Genomic DNA, 15,577 nt, shown 5'->3' on the forward strand with positions numbered 1-15,577 from the left:
CAAAAGGCAGCGAGAGGCTCATTCGCTGCCTTTTTTCGTGAATATAGGTCAATACGCAAGCGCGAGAATGATCCCCGCCACGATAGAAGTAACGCCAAGCCCTCGGGTGAGATACCATTTCTCAGACAAAAACCAAATCCCCATAAACAATCCAAACACAATACTGATTTGCCTTAGTGCTACGACCAAACTCACGTTGTCGGTCATGGTCATCGCAAACAGCACCAAGCCGTAGGTGGATGCCATCATTACCCCTGCCATGCTGGCTGTTTTTCGGATATGCCAGGCTGTCTTAATCTCATCTGGCTTGCCCGTAACCAAGCACCACACAAGGGCAGGAATACCAATTGCCCAAAACTGCACGCCCAAATAGAAGATTGCACTGTACTGATCATTCAAGATCTCTGATGCTTGTCCTGTGAGTAAACTCAGCGCTTCTTTATCAACCACGGAGTAACCCGTTGTACCTATTGCGGCAATTAATGCCCAGAACACACCGACATTCAAATAAGAGCTCAGCGTCATCTGACGAAAGTTCGTCAGTGGTACCAGCATACAACCAAGGGTTATCAGCAAGAATCCAAGCCACTGCTGACTGGATAATTCATGCCCTAATGCCACACTGATTGCGCCGACCATCATCACAGGCAACGCCCGAGCAATTGGATAAACCACCCCCACGTCTGCGTGCTTATAAGCGACAATCAAACCGACTAGATAGACCATTTGTGAAATGCCGCTAATGAGCAGCAATCCCCAAAATTCACTCGGTAATGATGTCCAGCCAATGGTCACCAAATACCAAATCAAATAAGGGGTAAGAATGAAACATGCAGAAAAGCTGGCGGCCATAGTAAACGCGAGCCCAGAGCCTGAGTTGCTTTTGCCAAGGATATTCCACCCCGCATGGAGAACAGCAGAAAAAACGACGAGACCAATCGCCAACAAATCCATTTCAATGTTCCTGTCTGAATAAAATAAAGGCCCCGAGATGGAGCCTTAGATAATGAGAAAATCCACTTAACGATTGAGTTCCGCTAGAGATTCAATGCTGATGGCATCGTGTCGCCAATACTCGATATCGCAATCAATCAACTCACCGTGTTGGTTGTAGTTGATGCGCTCCACCACCATCGCTGGCGTGCCGGCTGTCGCGCGCAGTGCTTGAGCCATTTCACCCAACAAAGTGCTGGTTGAAATGCGGTAGCGAATCTTTTGATATGTAACGCCATAATGATCGCGATAAATGTCCGTCAGTGAATTTGATAAATCGTAGTCCAACAGGTTCGGAAACAGCTCTGGGCGAATGTAGTTTGTTACGAATACCACAGGCCTGTCTTCAAGGTATCGCACACGGTCAACTCGATACACATCCGAGAAAGGCTGCAAGTCCAGCAAGCGCGCCGCTTGTTTGTTTGCCAACGTTCCTTTTGCTGCGACCAACTCTGTTTTTGGCACACGATTTTGCGCTTTCGCCATGTTCGGGAAGTTTAGCGTTTGGGTAGGGTCGTAACGCAATGGCTCAGGTGAGATAAACCAACCTCGGCGATCTTCGCGATAGATTCGACCTTCCGCTTCTAACAGTGATAAAGCTTCACGCAGAGTGACGCGTGTAGTATCGAACGACTCCGCCAACTTACGCTCTGCTGGCAGTTTTTGACGCGGCGATAGCATGCCCGCTTCAATCTGTTCAACAATCGAATCTTTAATTTTTACGTATTGCACGAAGTGTCCTTATCTTTTGCGCCAAGCTTGTGTGCGATTCTCTAACAATTTACCCAAAGTCATCTGAACAATCTTCGCAATTGCGGCAGCCATCATAATCATCACCGCCATTGCCGCTGCAGCGCCAGTTTGACCTGCATCGTCCATATTCAGAATTGAGACCGAAGCCGGAATCGTATCGGTTGAGTAAAGGAATACTACCGCAGAAGTGGTGGTCAATGCATTAACAAACAAGTAAGTCGCAATGTCCAAAATCGCAGGTAAACACACAGGTAATGTCACTTTAAAGAACAACTTGTATTGAGGAAGCTTCACCGATGCCGCCGTGGCTTCAATCTCCGATGGCAACTGCTTTAGCGCTGTCAGGGCTGTCATGTGACCCACAGTGTAGTAATGCACTACCGTGTTAATCACCAAGAATGCCATGGTGCCATAAAGCACGTTCAGAGGATTGTTCGCATCGTTGAAGTAAAAGATGTAACCCAAACCAAGCACCATACCCGGAACCGCCATTGGCACCACGCTAAGCATTTGCATCACTTGGCGAATTGGACCAAACGCACGCCCTTTCTCAATGCAGTAAGCACCGACAAAGATGATGGCTGTACCAATAACTGCCGTCCAACCTGCAAGTGTTAGCGAGTTGAAGAATGGGCTCCAACCGTAAGTGCTCATTTCGGCAAAGTTGTAGTTGTTTAGCGTCAGCGCTTTGTTCCAAGGCCAGAACGTAACTAACGAGCCATACACCGCCATGCCTAGCACTGCCAACACTGCGATAGAAATGATGCTGCAGTAAACCAAACAAATGCTGTCGCGCGCTTTGTTAGGTTCTGGCTGATACGGCACCGAGCGAGTGTCAAATAAGCTCTTTTGCTTTTTCTGAGCCCAGCGGTCTGCGCCGAACGCCATTACCGCAGGAAATAGAAGCATGATGCTGGTCACTGCACCCATGGCAAAGTTTTGCTGTCCCACAACTTGCTTGAAGATGTCAGTCGCCAGAACGTTGTAGCTGCCACCAATCACTTTCGGCACACCAAAGTCCGTGATAACCAGCGTAAAGACGACGATAAGCGTACTGATCAAACCGTATTTCGCCGCAGGTAACGTCACCATAAAGAAGGTTTTGATGGGCGAAGTTTTCAGTGCGCGGGCTGCTTCATAAAAGCGAGCATCAGAAGTGCGCAGCGAAGTGGTTAAGATCATCAATGCATGAGGAAAGGTCCAGAAGATCAACCCCATCGAGATACCAATCACGCCGTAAATCGAGTTTCCTAACAGCATCTCTTTGGCAATGCCTTGATTACCGAAAAGGAAGATCAAACTGATCGCCGGCAACAACGAAGGCGCAAGGATTGGCGCAGTGCCTAGGATTTGAAACAAGCCTTTAAACGGCATGCATGAACGAGTCAGCGCGTAGGCATAACCAAACGCAAGCACACCCACTACAGAGGTCACAATCACGCCCAAAGTGAAGGTGTTTCCCACCGACACCCACAAGCTTGAAGAGGAAAAGTACGTCGCAAAGTTTGCCAGACCGACAAATTCGCAATTGGCATTTTGCACACTCTTGGTCAACATTGCCCAAAGCGGCATTAAGATGAACAGCACCATCATGGTCGACAAGCCAGCGAGCAAGCCAAACAACACAAGGTTGTCGCGGCTAACACGTCCGAGTAGGGATTTTGCTTTGTCTTGTGTGGTTAGGCTATTCATCGTCATTGTCTTCGCATCCATGTTTACACCTACGCTGCTAGCGCTTTATCAACCGAGGGCACGGCGTAACCATGCAGCCCTTCTTCAGCAAACTGGATGTAACGTACATCGCCCGCCTTGATATTGAGTTTTTGAACCGTTTCCACAGGTACATCCACTACGATGGCTTTCGTTGAGCCGTCGTTTTGCAATACGCAATCAATGCGGAAAAACGCCCCCAGAAACTCGGTAGCGGTAACTCGCACAGGTAAAGAGTTGTTGTAGTTTTCAACGAACTTGATGCTTTCGGGGCGTACCGCAAGGTCGAAGCGGTCACCACGTTGAATCTTACGATTGGTCAAGCTTGGCGCTGGCATTAGGGTTTCTGCAATGCGTACCTGAGAATCCGTTGCGGCTGAGGTTTCAATAAAGTTCATGCTGCCGACAAACTCAGCGACAAAGCGCGTTGCTGGTTGTTGGTAGATTTCTTGAGGTGTGCCGACTTGCTCAATCACGCCATGGTTCATTACCACGATACGATCCGCCATTGACAGCGCCTCGTCCTGATCGTGCGTAACCATGATGGTGGTAATGCCAAGCTTGCGTTGCAGCTTACAAATCTCGTCACGTAAGTGAACACGCACTTTTGCATCTAGCGCTGACAGCGGCTCATCAAGTAACAGTAGACCCGGAGACAACGCTAATGCGCGAGCGAGTGCCACACGCTGCTGTTGACCACCAGAAAGTTGGTTAGGAAATTTCTCGCCAGAGGTTGGAAGACCAATGGTTTCTAGCCAGTAATCCACCTTCTCTAACGCTTCTTTGGTAGACATGCCTTCGTTCTTCAAACCCACCGCAATGTTCTCTTGCACAGTTAGGTTCGGAAAAAGCGCGTAAGATTGGAAGACGATGCCAAAATCGCGCTTCTCTGGTGGTAGAAATGTGGTCTCTTGACCGTTTTGAAAAATCGCACCAGACGTTGGCAAATCTAAACCTGCAATGGCACGTAGCAGAGTGGTTTTACCGCAGCCAGAAGGACCAAGAAAACAAACAAACTCGCCCTTTTCAATCGCTAGCGAGATTTTCTTTAATGCAGTGAACTGTCCGAATTGCTTCACTACATTTTCAATATTTAGGTAATGTTGGTTAGTTGACATAACACACGCTCCAAATGGTATATACCAACTTTAATTTTGGAGTGTTACGTTCCAATGACAAATTTATAGCCAGAAGATGACAAATAGATGAAGAGAAGCGAAGTTTGTTTACGTGACAATTAGAGATTCCCGACTTTCTTAAGTTCGTCATTCCAGCGAACCTAGGTGAGACTAGGAATCTACTTTCAGCAAACTTTGAAATAACAGAGAAAACAAAAAATCCACCTCAACCGAGGTGGATTTCAGTATTCAAATTAGAGCAAATTCAATTAAGATTTTGGCTCTGATTTCGCGTCGAACTTCTCAGACCATGCCGCTAGAATCTCTGCACGCTTACTACCCATTTGCGCGAAGTCCATCTTCGCCATGTTCTCTTGAACGTTCGGGAAGTTAGAAACCTTAGCTTTCACTTCTTTATGTGCAACCACTGGGTACATTTCTACGTAAAGCTCGTTTGCCGCTTTAGAGATTGACCAGTCGACAACACGTTTCGCTGCATCCGACTCTTTTACTAGACCAACGGCTTCTGATTCCCAGCCGATGCCTTTTGGTGTGATAACCGCTAGTGGTGCACCTTGTGTTTTCAGCTTCGCGCCGCGGCTTGCCATCGAAATACCGATAGCCACTTCACCCATACCCGCTTGAACACATGGCTTAGAGCCAGAGTGCGTGTAGTGTGCAATGTTCTTATCTAGGTCACGCATGTAGTTCCATGCCTGATCTTCACCCATGTTTTGTAGCCAAGCAGAAACCTGCATGTAGCCAGTGCCTGAAGACGCTGGGTTCGGCATTGCAATGTGACCTTTGTAAACCGGCTTCGTTAGGTCTTCCCAAGACGTTGGTTTCGGTAGGTTAAGTTGTTTCGCTACCGCTTCGTTGAAACAAACTGCGTTAAAGAACGCATCGTTACCAAACCAAGCTTGGTTTGATTGAGGGTCGTTTAGGTTCGCGTGCAGCTCTTCCAAACCTTTTGGTGTGTATGGCTTAAGAAGACCTTCATCTTTAAGCAGTGCCATTGACGAGCCAGCAAGACCCCAAACCACTTCCGCTTGAGGGTTGTTCTTTTCTGCCAGCAATTTCGCCGTCATGATACCGGTGGAATCGCGAACCCACTTAATCTTGATATCTGGGTTATCTTTCTCAAACGCAGACTTGTATTTCGCAAGAATGTCAGTTTCGAAAGCGGTGTAAACCGTGACTTCCTGTGCTGCCATTGCATTCGTAGCTAGCAGAGAGACAAGTGCAGCCAGCGATCCTTTCATCAAACGGTTTTTCATCATTTTCTCCAGTTAATTTGGCTAAGTTTTCATTTGGTCTGTACCAGTTGACGATAACCACCCTACTGAGCCTTTGTGACGAATTCATGACCATTAAATGGCAGTTTTACGAAAATTATCGATGAATAATCGTTCAATTGATCCGCCATTTTCTGGATATTAAAGTTTTATGAAATTGGAGATTCGCCTATTTACTGCCCTTTTCTTCCTCGCTAGAGTGAACTGGAAATTTGGTGTAGACCAATTAGCCTATTCTGATGGAAATCGAGATGAAAAACGAATACCTACTACTGACTCCAGGTCCTCTATCTACTTCTGAAACGGTACGTGAAGCCATGCTTAAAGACTGGTGTACTTGGGATGATGAATACAACAAAGACATCGTAGAAGTGATCCGCACTAAGCTTGTAAAACTGGCGACTCAACAAGACGGCTACACCTGCGTACTAATGCAAGGTAGCGGCACCGCATCAGTAGAAGCGACGATTGGCAGCGCCATTGGCAAAGATGGAAAATTGTTGGTTGTCGACAACGGTGCGTACGGTGCACGTATCGCTCAGATCGCTGATTACCTAAATATTCCATGCCATGTAGTTTCCCCAGGCGAAACATCACAGCCACACTTGAACGAGGTGGAAACTGCATTGGCATCGGATCCTGCGATCACACACGTGGCGATTGTTCACTGCGAGACAACCACTGGCATGCTTAACCCAATTGAGGAATTTGCTTCTGCAGCAAAAGCACACGGCAAAGTGGTGATTCTCGATGCCATGTCGAGCTTTGGTGGCATTCCTATCGATATCGCAGAGCTAGGCATCGATTTTATGATCAGCTCTGCAAACAAATGTATTCAAGGCGTGCCGGGCTTTGGCTTTGTGATTGCGAAACAAACTGAGCTAGAAAAGTGCCAAGGTCAGGCACGTTCTTTGAGCCTTGATCTTTACGACCAGTGGCACTGCATGGAAGTGAACCACGGTAAATGGCGTTTCACGTCTCCAACGCACACGGTTCGCGCTTTCTACCAAGCCTTGTTAGAGCTGGAACAAGAAGGCGGCATTGAAGCTCGTCATAACCGTTACCAAACTAACCAGAAAACACTGGTTGCAGGTATGCGTTCTTTGGGGTTTGAGCCACTACTGAATGATGACCTTCACTCGCCAATCATCACTTCTTTCTACTCTCCAACGCACAGTGATTACCAATTCAAAGCGTTCTACACACGTTTGAAAGAGCAAGGTTTTGTGATTTATCCGGGTAAAGTATCGAACGCAGATTGCTTCCGCATCGGCAACATTGGAGAAGTTTACCCAGCAGATATCGAGCGCTTAATCGGTGCAATTGAAAAAGCAATGTACTGGCAAGTTGCGTAAAGCAGCCTTCTGATTGAGAGAGCGTTATGACTCAGAATATCAAACCGACTCATTTCCGCAGCGAAGGTGATGTCAACACGACACCAGCGCGCCAAGCTTGGAATGCATCGATGGACGACGAACGCACGCAAGCATTACTAAAGCGTGATTCAGAGGTCTTTCTTCATCAAGCAATGTCGACACCTTGCTTAGATACCTTGGAAGCAGCAGAAGGCATCTATATCCAAGATGCTACCGGCAAAAAGTACATGGACTTCCATGGCAATAACGTCCATCAGCTGGGCTACGGTCATCCGCATGTGATTAAACGCGTGCAAGAGCAAATTGCCAAACTGCCGTTTTCACCACGTCGTTTTACCAACGAGACCGCGATTGAATGTGCCGAAAAACTCACCCAAATCTGTGGCGGCGAATTGAACCGCGTGTTGTTTGCTCCGGGTGGCACATCTGCGGTTGGCATGGCACTTAAACTAGCGCGCCACATCACGGGCAACTACAAGGTGGTGTCTCTGTGGGATTCCTTCCACGGTGCATCGTTGGATGCCATCTCAGTAGGTGGCGAAGCGTGTTTCCGCCAAGGCATGGGACCATTAATGGCAGGTGTTGAGCGCATTCCACCAGCCGTATCTTACCGTGGCGCTTTCCCAGTTGCGGACGGCAGCGACGTGCATTACGCCGACTACCTTGAATACGTGATTGAGAAAGAAGGCGGCGTGGGCGCATTTATCGCAGAAGCGGTTCGTAATACCGACGTACAAGTGCCAAGCAAAGCCTACTGGAAACGCATTCGAGAAATCTGTGACAAACACAATGTCATGCTGATCATCGACGACATCCCTAACGGCATGGGTCGCAGCGGTGAATGGTTTACCTACCAAGCCTACGACATCGAGCCAGATATGCTCTGCGTCGGTAAAGGTTTGGGCGGAGGCTTAGTGCCTATCGCAGCCATGGTAACCAAAGACAAATACAACACCGCCGAGCAAATCTCCATGGGTCACTACACTCACGAGAAGAGCCCTATCGGTTGTGCTGCGGCACTGGCAACCATGGAAGCCATTGAGCAAGACGGCTTGCTAGATAAAACCAAAGCCGACAGCCAGTTCATGCGTGAAAAGCTGCTAGAGATGAAAGCCAAGTACCCAGTGATTGGTGATGTTCGTGGCATCGGCATGTTATGGGGCATTGAGCTGGTCACCGACCACGAGAGCAAATCGCGCGCGTATGACGAAGCGGAAGCTGTGCTATACCAGTGCCTCAACAATGGCGTGAGCTTCAAGGTATCGCAAGGCAATGTGATTCAACTCAGCCCACCGCTGATCATCACCCGCGAACAACTGACAGAAGCGTTGGCGATCTTCGAAGAAGCGATCGCCAAAGTGTGTAAAGACTTTAACTACTTTTAGGGTCGACTGACCTCAACAAAAACCAATTTATCCAGAGCGCGGTTCCAATGTGTAGGCAGCGCTCTGGCAAGCAAGAAAAAGGATTGAACATGAGCAACTCACCAATTCAAGCAGTGATCTTTGACTGGGCTGGCACTATCGTCGATTTCGGCTCTTTTGCACCGACCAGTATCTTTGTGGAAGCGTTCAAACAAGGCTTTGATTTCGATATCGATCTTGAGGAAGCGCGCGAACCAATGGGGCTTGGTAAGTGGGATCACATCCAAGCTGTGGGTCGTATCCCTGCAGTTGATAAACGTTGGAATGAGAAGTTTGGTCGCTCAATGACCAGTGAAGACATCGACGCTATCTACGCAGCATTTATGCCTCTGCAAAAAGCAAAAGTGGCTGACCATGCAGACCCAATCCTGAATGCGATTGAAGTTGTGAACGGTCTGAAAGACAGAGGCATCAAGATCGGTTCTTGTTCTGGTTACCCCCGCGAAGTGATGGACGTGCTGATTCCAGTGGCAGCGGATTACGGTTACAAGCCAGATTACGTAGTAGCAACGGATGACCTACCGCAAGGTGGTCGCCCTGCACCATTTATGGCACTGAAAAACGTGATTGAGCTGAATGTTACCGACGTTAATGCGTGTATCAAAGTGGATGACGCCGCACCGGGTATCGACGAAGGTCACAACGCCGGTATGTGGACCGTTGGCTTGCTGCTTTCTGGTAACGAAGCCAGTCTAACGTTTGAAGAATACCAAGCTGCGGATGAAGCAACGCTTAATGCTGCTCGTGAAAAGGCGCGAGCAAAGCTGATTAAAAGCTCTCCTCACTACCTAATCGATACGATTGCCGACTTCCCAGAAGTCATTGCTGATATCGAACGTCGCCTAGCGGCAGGTGAACGTCCTTAGTCGACAATCACGATTCTCACGCATAAAAAACCTCTCAGCATTGAGAGGTTTTTTGTATCGCGTTTTAGTATCTAACCAAATAAAATTAGTTGATCGCAGTGCTCGCTCGGCGTTTTAGTTTAAAGCCCATGTCCGTTGCATGCTCTACCGGCTCACCTTTAATGGCTTGCAGTAACTTGTCTGCGGCTTTCGTCCCCATACGTTCGTAATCGAATTCCGCACAGGTCAAACTTGGGTAGGCGTGCTCACCCATGGAAGAGCCTTCCAAACAAATAATCGCAATGTCGGTCGGGACTTTCAGCACTCGGCGATGACACTCAAACAACGCGCCAATCGCAATCTCTTCATGGCTACATACCAGAGCATTCAAACTTGAATCGCGCAGCAATAACTTTGCCAACCCTTCCGCACCTAATTGTGAAGATGGCGCTTCGTGGGTGGTTAAGAAATGGTCCGGTGCAAGGTAGTTCTCAATCATCGCGCTTTGCCAGCCGTGTAGCTTACGTTGCAAAGTGGAGTGATCCCCACGCGCACCAATGAAGCCCACGTTCTTGAAGCCTTGCTCAATCACATGCTTGGTACAGGCTTTACCCACCTCAAAATGGTCAACACCGATATTGAGATAACTGGCTTTCGAACTTAACTCAGCAATTTCCAATACTGGCGTGTTCGAGGCTTCCAAAAGTTGATTGGTTCGTTGGCTGTGTTCATTACCAAACAACACCACTCCGGCTGGACGGCTCTCAAGAAATGTCGAAAGCAGTTTCTCTTCTTGTTCTACCGAGTAGTCGCTGTAGCCAAGCAGCAACTGATAACCCGCCTTGTTCAACGCTTGTTGAAAGCTCGGTAAGAAAAGCGCGCACGCTTTTTCAAACAGGGAAGGAATGATAAGAGCGATGGAGTAACTTTCAGCAGACGCCAAAGCCCCTGCCGCTTTATTCGGGATATAGCCGAGCTCATCAACCACTTGTTGAATCTTTTCTCTCAGCTTGTCAGATACTAGCTCGGGCGTTCGTAATGCTCGCGACACCGTCATGGTGCCTACGCCGGCTTTTTTAGCGACGTCCGCCAAGGTGACATTGCCAGTACTTCTTCGTTTGCGAGGTTCGCTCATTGTTCTTATTTAGTGTTCTCTATTTTCTGCCGCGACATCTTACCACAGCGTTTTAGTGGTTTTGATATTAGCGCATTAGAAGTCGATCACAAGCATATGAAACTCGGATGACTGATAAAAATGGTAGCGCTATCACAATTTATGATAGCGCTATCAGATAGCGCTACCATTTGTGATCATTCTCAGGTTTTTCTGACAAATTGATCGATAAAGTACCCATCAACAAAACAACAAACCGGAAAGATCCAATGCTACGTGAACTGATTACCTCTGATGTGATTCGCATCCATTCTGATGCTACTGACTGGAAAGATGCGGTGAGCAAATCCTGTGAAGCACTGATTGAAAATGGCGCGATTGAGCCAAGCTACGTGGACGCTATTTACCGCTCACACGAAGAGCTCGGTCCTTACTACGTGGTAGGTCCTGGTATGGCAATGCCACACGCTCGCCCTGAAGATGGCGTTAACCGTTTGTCTCTTGCCATCACGGTGATTCAAAACGGCGTGAACTTCGATTCTGAAGGTAACGATCCAGTGAAAATGCTGGTTACGCTAGCCGCGACAGACAGTAACTCACACGTGGATGCGATTTCTAAACTGGCTGAGTTGTTTATGAATGAAGAGCATGTAGAAGCCATCTGCACGGCTCAAAACACACAAGATGTTCTAGCGATCATCGAAAAATACTAACTCCTGATGTGCCCTTAAAAAATGGGCATACACCCCTATAAAAAGAAAAGGTCTGAATTATGAAAATTATGGTTGTTTGCGGTCACGGTCTTGGTACTAGCCTAATGATGGAAATGAGCATCAAAGGCATCGTGAAAGAATTGAATGTAAACGCAGAAGTGGATCATATCGATCTAGGTTCTGCAAAAGGTACGGATTGTGACATCTTCATCGGTACTAACGACATCGTTGAACAGTTGAACGCGCTTGGCGTTGAACCTCGCATCGTTGCGCTTGATAACATGGTCGACAAAGTGGCAATGAAAGAGCGTCTATCTGTGGCACTTCAAGAGCTTGGCGCTCTATAAGGTGGCGTTATGGAATTCTTCAGTTTCTTAATGAACGATGTCCTATCAGAGCCGGCGGTTCTGGTAGGTCTCATCGCCCTAATCGGCTTAATTGCCCAGAAAAAACCGGTCACCGAGTGTATTAAAGGCACGGTAAAAACCATTCTAGGTTTCATCGTGCTTGGCGCGGGTGCTGGTCTGGTTGTGACTTCTCTGGGTGACTTTGCGACGATTTTCCAACACGCATTTGGCATCACTGGCGTGGTTCCAAACAACGAAGCTATCGTCTCTATCGCGCAAGAAGCGTTTGGTAAAGAGATGGCGATGATCATGTTCTTCGGTATGTTAGTGAACATCTTGATCGCTCGCTTCACGCCATGGAAATTCATCTTCCTAACGGGTCACCACACACTATTTATGTCGATGATGGTAGCAGCAATCCTTGCTTCTAGCGGCATGAAAGGCGTTCCACTGATCGCGCTTGGCTCTCTAGTTGTGGGCTCTGTGATGGTGTTCTTCCCTGCGATTGCTCACAAGTACATGAAGCAAGTAACAGGTTCTGACGACGTTGCGATTGGTCACTTCTCTACCCTTTCTTACGTGCTAGCTGGCTTTATTGGCAGCAAGCTCGGTAACAAAGAACACTCTACTGAAGAGATGAACGTACCTAAGAGCTTGTTGTTCCTACGTGATACGCCAGTAGCAATCTCATTCACCATGGGCATCATCTTTATGGTGACGTGTATCTTCGCTGGCGGTGACTTTGTACGCGAAGTCAGTGGTGGTAAGCACTGGTTCATGTTCGCATTGATGCAATCCATCACATTCGCCGGTGGTGTGTACGTTATCCTTCAAGGTGTACGTATGGTTATCGCAGAAATCGTTCCAGCATTTAAAGGTATCTCAGACAAACTAGTGCCAAACGCAAAACCTGCGCTTGATTGTCCGGTTGTATTCCCATACGCACCAAACGCAGTATTGGTTGGCTTCCTATCGAGCTTTGCGGCGGGTCTTTTGGGTATGTTCCTACTTTACGTGATGGGGCTTACTGTGATTATCCCTGGTGTCGTTCCACACTTCTTTGTAGGTGCTGCGGCAGGTGTATTTGGTAACGCTACAGGCGGTCGTCGCGGTGCAATCTTGGGTGCTTTTGCACAAGGTCTACTGATTACCTTCCTACCAGTATTCCTAATGCCAGTACTGGGCGACCTAGGCTTTGCTAACACGACCTTTAGTGACGCAGACTTCGGCGCTGTTGGTATCCTACTGGGTCTGATTGTTCGCTAAGTAGTTAGTCTGAATATGACTAGCTGATAACTGACTTGATTGATGCGGGAGTAGGCTCATCGGCATCAATCTTCAAGAATATCTCGTCATAGCAAGCGACTAGCTTTAGAAGAAACCAGTCATAAAAAATAATCATAGAAAACAAACGCCCCTCACGTGAGGGGCGTTTTTCTTTTTGGCACTATCTTAAGGAGGTTTGGCTTATTGAAGCGTATTTCCGTTAGATAGCAGCTTTCTTGTCGGCTCTTGCTCAGTGTATTCGACCGCATCGTGAGCGGCGAGCTTATCGACTTCCGCCTGTTCACCCACCACAACCAACACGTGTTGTTTCACCAGAGCGTCGACAACTTCAATGTTGTGCTGACGAAGAAGCGCTCTCACTTCGCTCTCTTTTCCTTCATGATACTTAACAAAGTAACGTGCAGGTTGCTGCTCGGCTTGATCTTGGCGTTCATCCACGAGAGGAAATCCTTGATTGTTTGCCAAGCTGCTTGAGCTCAGTCCGATTGCCAATAGTGCGGTAGCGCCTACCGCAGACAAAGAAAGTAAGGTCAACTTCTTCATAGTCACTCCTTATTGAAAGGTCAGAGTCCAACTGTTGATGGTGCCTGTGTCTCTTCTGGCACTGTCTACCGCTTTTAGTTCCCATGTACCTTGCGATTCAAAACCAGAGAAGTCCACTTGGAACGTGTTTTTTATATCGTTAGCGCTGCCGCCAGTATTATTGTGAAGTACAACTTCTCCACCAGTCGGTGACGTTAAAGTCACTCGTAGATCACCGATGTAAGTGTGGCTAATATCAACGTCAATACTTACTGTGCCTGAATCACCAGAGCGATCGACTTCTACTGCACTGATTGCGCCAGAAGATTTATTATCTGGAATCGCAACAGGGCTGGTATTTGAGAAGCTAGAATCCGAAGAGCTACCACCATCAGGTCCATTACAGCCAGCGTCCAAGAACAGCTTCGCCGCTTCAGCATTAACTAGGCCGTGGCCAGTACGGTTGTCTCGACCAGCAACATCAATATCTGTTGCAGTTTTCACTAGGGCATTACGCACTTGCGCTGCTGTACAGGTTGGGTGGTAACTCCACACCAAGCCAGCTACGCCCGTTACGTGCGGTGTCGCCATTGATGTACCATTGTAGTATTCGTAATCTTCACCAGAGGTTGTTGCAACAGTAATTTCCTGACCAACATACCCCAACAGCTCTTGACCAAATGCACGATCAACCGTTACCGAAACCATACGATAAGCGTTGTTTGTGTCTACCAAGAATGGGTTTTGTAAACCAGGTAGTTCAGAGTTGCTGTATACGATTGCAGCTCGCGCACCCGCATTGTAACAAGCCTGAACCGCATCTACTTCAGGGTAGTTTCCTGAAGACTGGTTGCCGATACGCTCAGTCAAACAAATTTTGCCCGACATATCACCACAGTTAACGTTACCGCCAGATACATCACAGCTATCTAGCGTTGCCGTTACTGAACCCGCGATTGGATCCGGAACATACGAAGAACCGTTATTGATCAAACGATTGTGAGGAACAATCCCACGATCAAACTGGCTTACACCATTCAAGGTAATATCAGAAAGTTTACCTTCACCTACCGTAACCGTTGATAAGATCGCCACACCCGGGCCTGAGATCTCAACTTGATTAGTAGATTGTGAGAACGCCGCATGATCATTTTGATTATCAACAGCCGCAACAGACATCACTGAGTCATAAGAAGCTGGATAGCTGTGCGCTGTATTGCCATCATTACCCGCAGCGGCGATCAATAGAACGCCTTGATCGTAAATATTTTGCAGTGCATTTTGCTCAGTTCGGCTTGATTGACTACCACCAAGGCTCATGTTCACAACGTTAGCACCATTATCGGCACAGGTCTGGATTGCTTTAACAAGCCCAGATGAGTAACCCCAACCCGATTCATTAAATACTTTCACGATGTGCAAATTAACATTCTGGTTTGGCATCACACCCTTTACACCTTCGGTGTTGGCAATCGCAGCAATCGTACCCGCGACGTGAGTACCGTGGGCATTGTTGTTACCCGGATCACTCCATGATCCCGTACCACTATCGTTAGTACCAGCAACGCGGTTACCGCTTAGGTCGTTGTGCGAAATGTCGTACCCTGAATCGATAATACATACAGTGCGATTACCCGCATTGAAGTCAGCTAGCAGTTGAGCATTAACCGCTTCATATCCCCATGGGGTCGTTTCGCTGAGCAAATAGCGAGGTGGATCGACTTCCACGTATTCCACATCACTACGGTTACGAAGCGGCTCTAAGTCATCGCCATCCAATTCAACGCTGTAAATGGCGCGATTGCCCAGTTTTTCCACCTTACGTGCCTTCACCTGTTCTAGAACAGACTCCTGCGCGATTCGTGGCCCCCAGAATGAGTTACCACCCATTGAAGAACGGCTGACTGCATCTTCTTTGAATTTGACGATGTACTTCGTCGGTAACTTAGATTCATCAAATCCCATTGGTGGAGCCGCAAACGCTGACATCGAAGTGGTCAGTGCTATTGCTACGGCAGACAACGAAAATAAGCCTTGTTTTTTACTTGTTGTGTAGTGCATTTGCCCTATTCCTTATTTG

Annotated in this window: 14 protein-coding genes; 6 read left to right on the forward strand and 8 right to left on the reverse strand. The window is 47.7% G+C overall.

What is annotated here, in order from left to right:
- Positions 1-48 precede the first annotated feature (48 nt).
- The 5 genes from R7E38_RS08300 to R7E38_RS08320 form a co-directional block, all read right to left on the reverse strand.
- Positions 49-954 carry an EamA family transporter gene (locus tag R7E38_RS08300; protein ID WP_176311418.1) on the reverse strand — a complete coding sequence of 302 codons (906 nt, stop codon included), beginning with the start codon at positions 952-954 and terminating at the stop codon, positions 49-51.
- A 66-nt stretch (positions 955-1,020) separates the two neighbouring features.
- Positions 1,021-1,725: a phosphonate utilization transcriptional regulator PhnR gene (gene phnR, locus R7E38_RS08305; RefSeq protein ID WP_005442366.1), complete on the reverse strand. Its 705-nt coding sequence runs from the start codon at positions 1,723-1,725 to the stop codon at positions 1,021-1,023.
- A 9-nt stretch (positions 1,726-1,734) separates the two neighbouring features.
- Positions 1,735-3,459, reverse strand: coding sequence for a putative 2-aminoethylphosphonate ABC transporter permease subunit (locus tag R7E38_RS08310; protein ID WP_226083350.1), 1,725 nt, complete (start codon positions 3,457-3,459; stop codon positions 1,735-1,737).
- 8 nt (positions 3,460-3,467) lie between these two features.
- On the reverse strand, positions 3,468-4,574 hold the full coding sequence (locus tag R7E38_RS08315) for a putative 2-aminoethylphosphonate ABC transporter ATP-binding protein (RefSeq protein ID WP_226083349.1): 1,107 nt from the start codon (positions 4,572-4,574) through the stop codon (positions 3,468-3,470).
- 269 nt (positions 4,575-4,843) lie between these two features.
- The gene (locus R7E38_RS08320) at positions 4,844-5,854 is read right to left on the reverse strand and encodes a putative 2-aminoethylphosphonate ABC transporter substrate-binding protein (protein WP_038890633.1); all 1,011 of its coding nucleotides are present in this window, start codon (positions 5,852-5,854) and stop codon (positions 4,844-4,846) included.
- Between the two features lie 266 nt (positions 5,855-6,120).
- On the opposite strand from R7E38_RS08320, the gene phnW reads away from it, so the two are divergent.
- From phnW to phnX, 3 genes are all read left to right on the forward strand, one after another.
- Positions 6,121-7,224 (forward strand): 2-aminoethylphosphonate--pyruvate transaminase, encoded by a 1,104-nt coding sequence (gene phnW, locus R7E38_RS08325; protein WP_226083348.1) that lies wholly within the window; start codon positions 6,121-6,123, stop codon positions 7,222-7,224.
- A 26-nt stretch (positions 7,225-7,250) separates the two neighbouring features.
- Positions 7,251-8,630, forward strand: a complete 1,380-nt coding sequence (locus R7E38_RS08330) for an aspartate aminotransferase family protein (protein ID WP_226083347.1) — start codon at positions 7,251-7,253, stop codon at positions 8,628-8,630.
- An 89-nt stretch (positions 8,631-8,719) separates the two neighbouring features.
- The gene (gene phnX, locus R7E38_RS08335) at positions 8,720-9,535 is read left to right on the forward strand and encodes a phosphonoacetaldehyde hydrolase (protein WP_226083346.1); all 816 of its coding nucleotides are present in this window, start codon (positions 8,720-8,722) and stop codon (positions 9,533-9,535) included.
- An 85-nt stretch (positions 9,536-9,620) separates the two neighbouring features.
- On the opposite strand, the gene R7E38_RS08340 is transcribed toward phnX, so the two are convergent.
- A complete protein-coding gene (locus R7E38_RS08340) occupies positions 9,621-10,649 on the reverse strand; it encodes a LacI family DNA-binding transcriptional regulator (RefSeq protein WP_005442357.1) in 1,029 nt (342 codons plus the stop codon).
- A 248-nt stretch (positions 10,650-10,897) separates the two neighbouring features.
- Between R7E38_RS08340 and R7E38_RS08345 the strand changes: the two genes are divergently transcribed.
- From R7E38_RS08345 to R7E38_RS08355, 3 genes are read left to right on the forward strand one after another with little or no spacing between them, the layout of a single operon-like run.
- Positions 10,898-11,341 carry a PTS sugar transporter subunit IIA gene (locus R7E38_RS08345; RefSeq protein ID WP_005384357.1) on the forward strand — a complete coding sequence of 148 codons (444 nt, stop codon included), beginning with the start codon at positions 10,898-10,900 and terminating at the stop codon, positions 11,339-11,341.
- Between the two features lie 59 nt (positions 11,342-11,400).
- Entirely contained in the window at positions 11,401-11,688 is a 288-nt protein-coding gene (locus R7E38_RS08350; protein WP_005374080.1) for a PTS sugar transporter subunit IIB, read from the forward strand.
- A gap of 9 nt (positions 11,689-11,697) precedes the next feature.
- Positions 11,698-12,954: a PTS ascorbate transporter subunit IIC gene (locus R7E38_RS08355; RefSeq protein ID WP_005374089.1), complete on the forward strand. Its 1,257-nt coding sequence runs from the start codon at positions 11,698-11,700 to the stop codon at positions 12,952-12,954.
- Positions 12,955-13,155: 201 nt separating this feature from the next.
- Here the strand turns inward: R7E38_RS08355 and R7E38_RS08360 are convergent, their stop codons facing one another.
- Positions 13,156-13,518 (reverse strand): ATPase, encoded by a 363-nt coding sequence (locus R7E38_RS08360; RefSeq protein ID WP_158159452.1) that lies wholly within the window; start codon positions 13,516-13,518, stop codon positions 13,156-13,158.
- A 9-nt stretch (positions 13,519-13,527) separates the two neighbouring features.
- Positions 13,528-15,558 carry a S8 family serine peptidase gene (locus R7E38_RS08365; RefSeq protein WP_176311413.1) on the reverse strand — a complete coding sequence of 677 codons (2,031 nt, stop codon included), beginning with the start codon at positions 15,556-15,558 and terminating at the stop codon, positions 13,528-13,530.
- Positions 15,559-15,577: the final 19 nt, after the last annotated feature.

This window comes from Vibrio sp. Vb2131 (genome assembly GCF_033338535.1).
Classification (GTDB): Bacteria; Pseudomonadota; Gammaproteobacteria; order Enterobacterales; family Vibrionaceae; genus Vibrio; species Vibrio alginolyticus.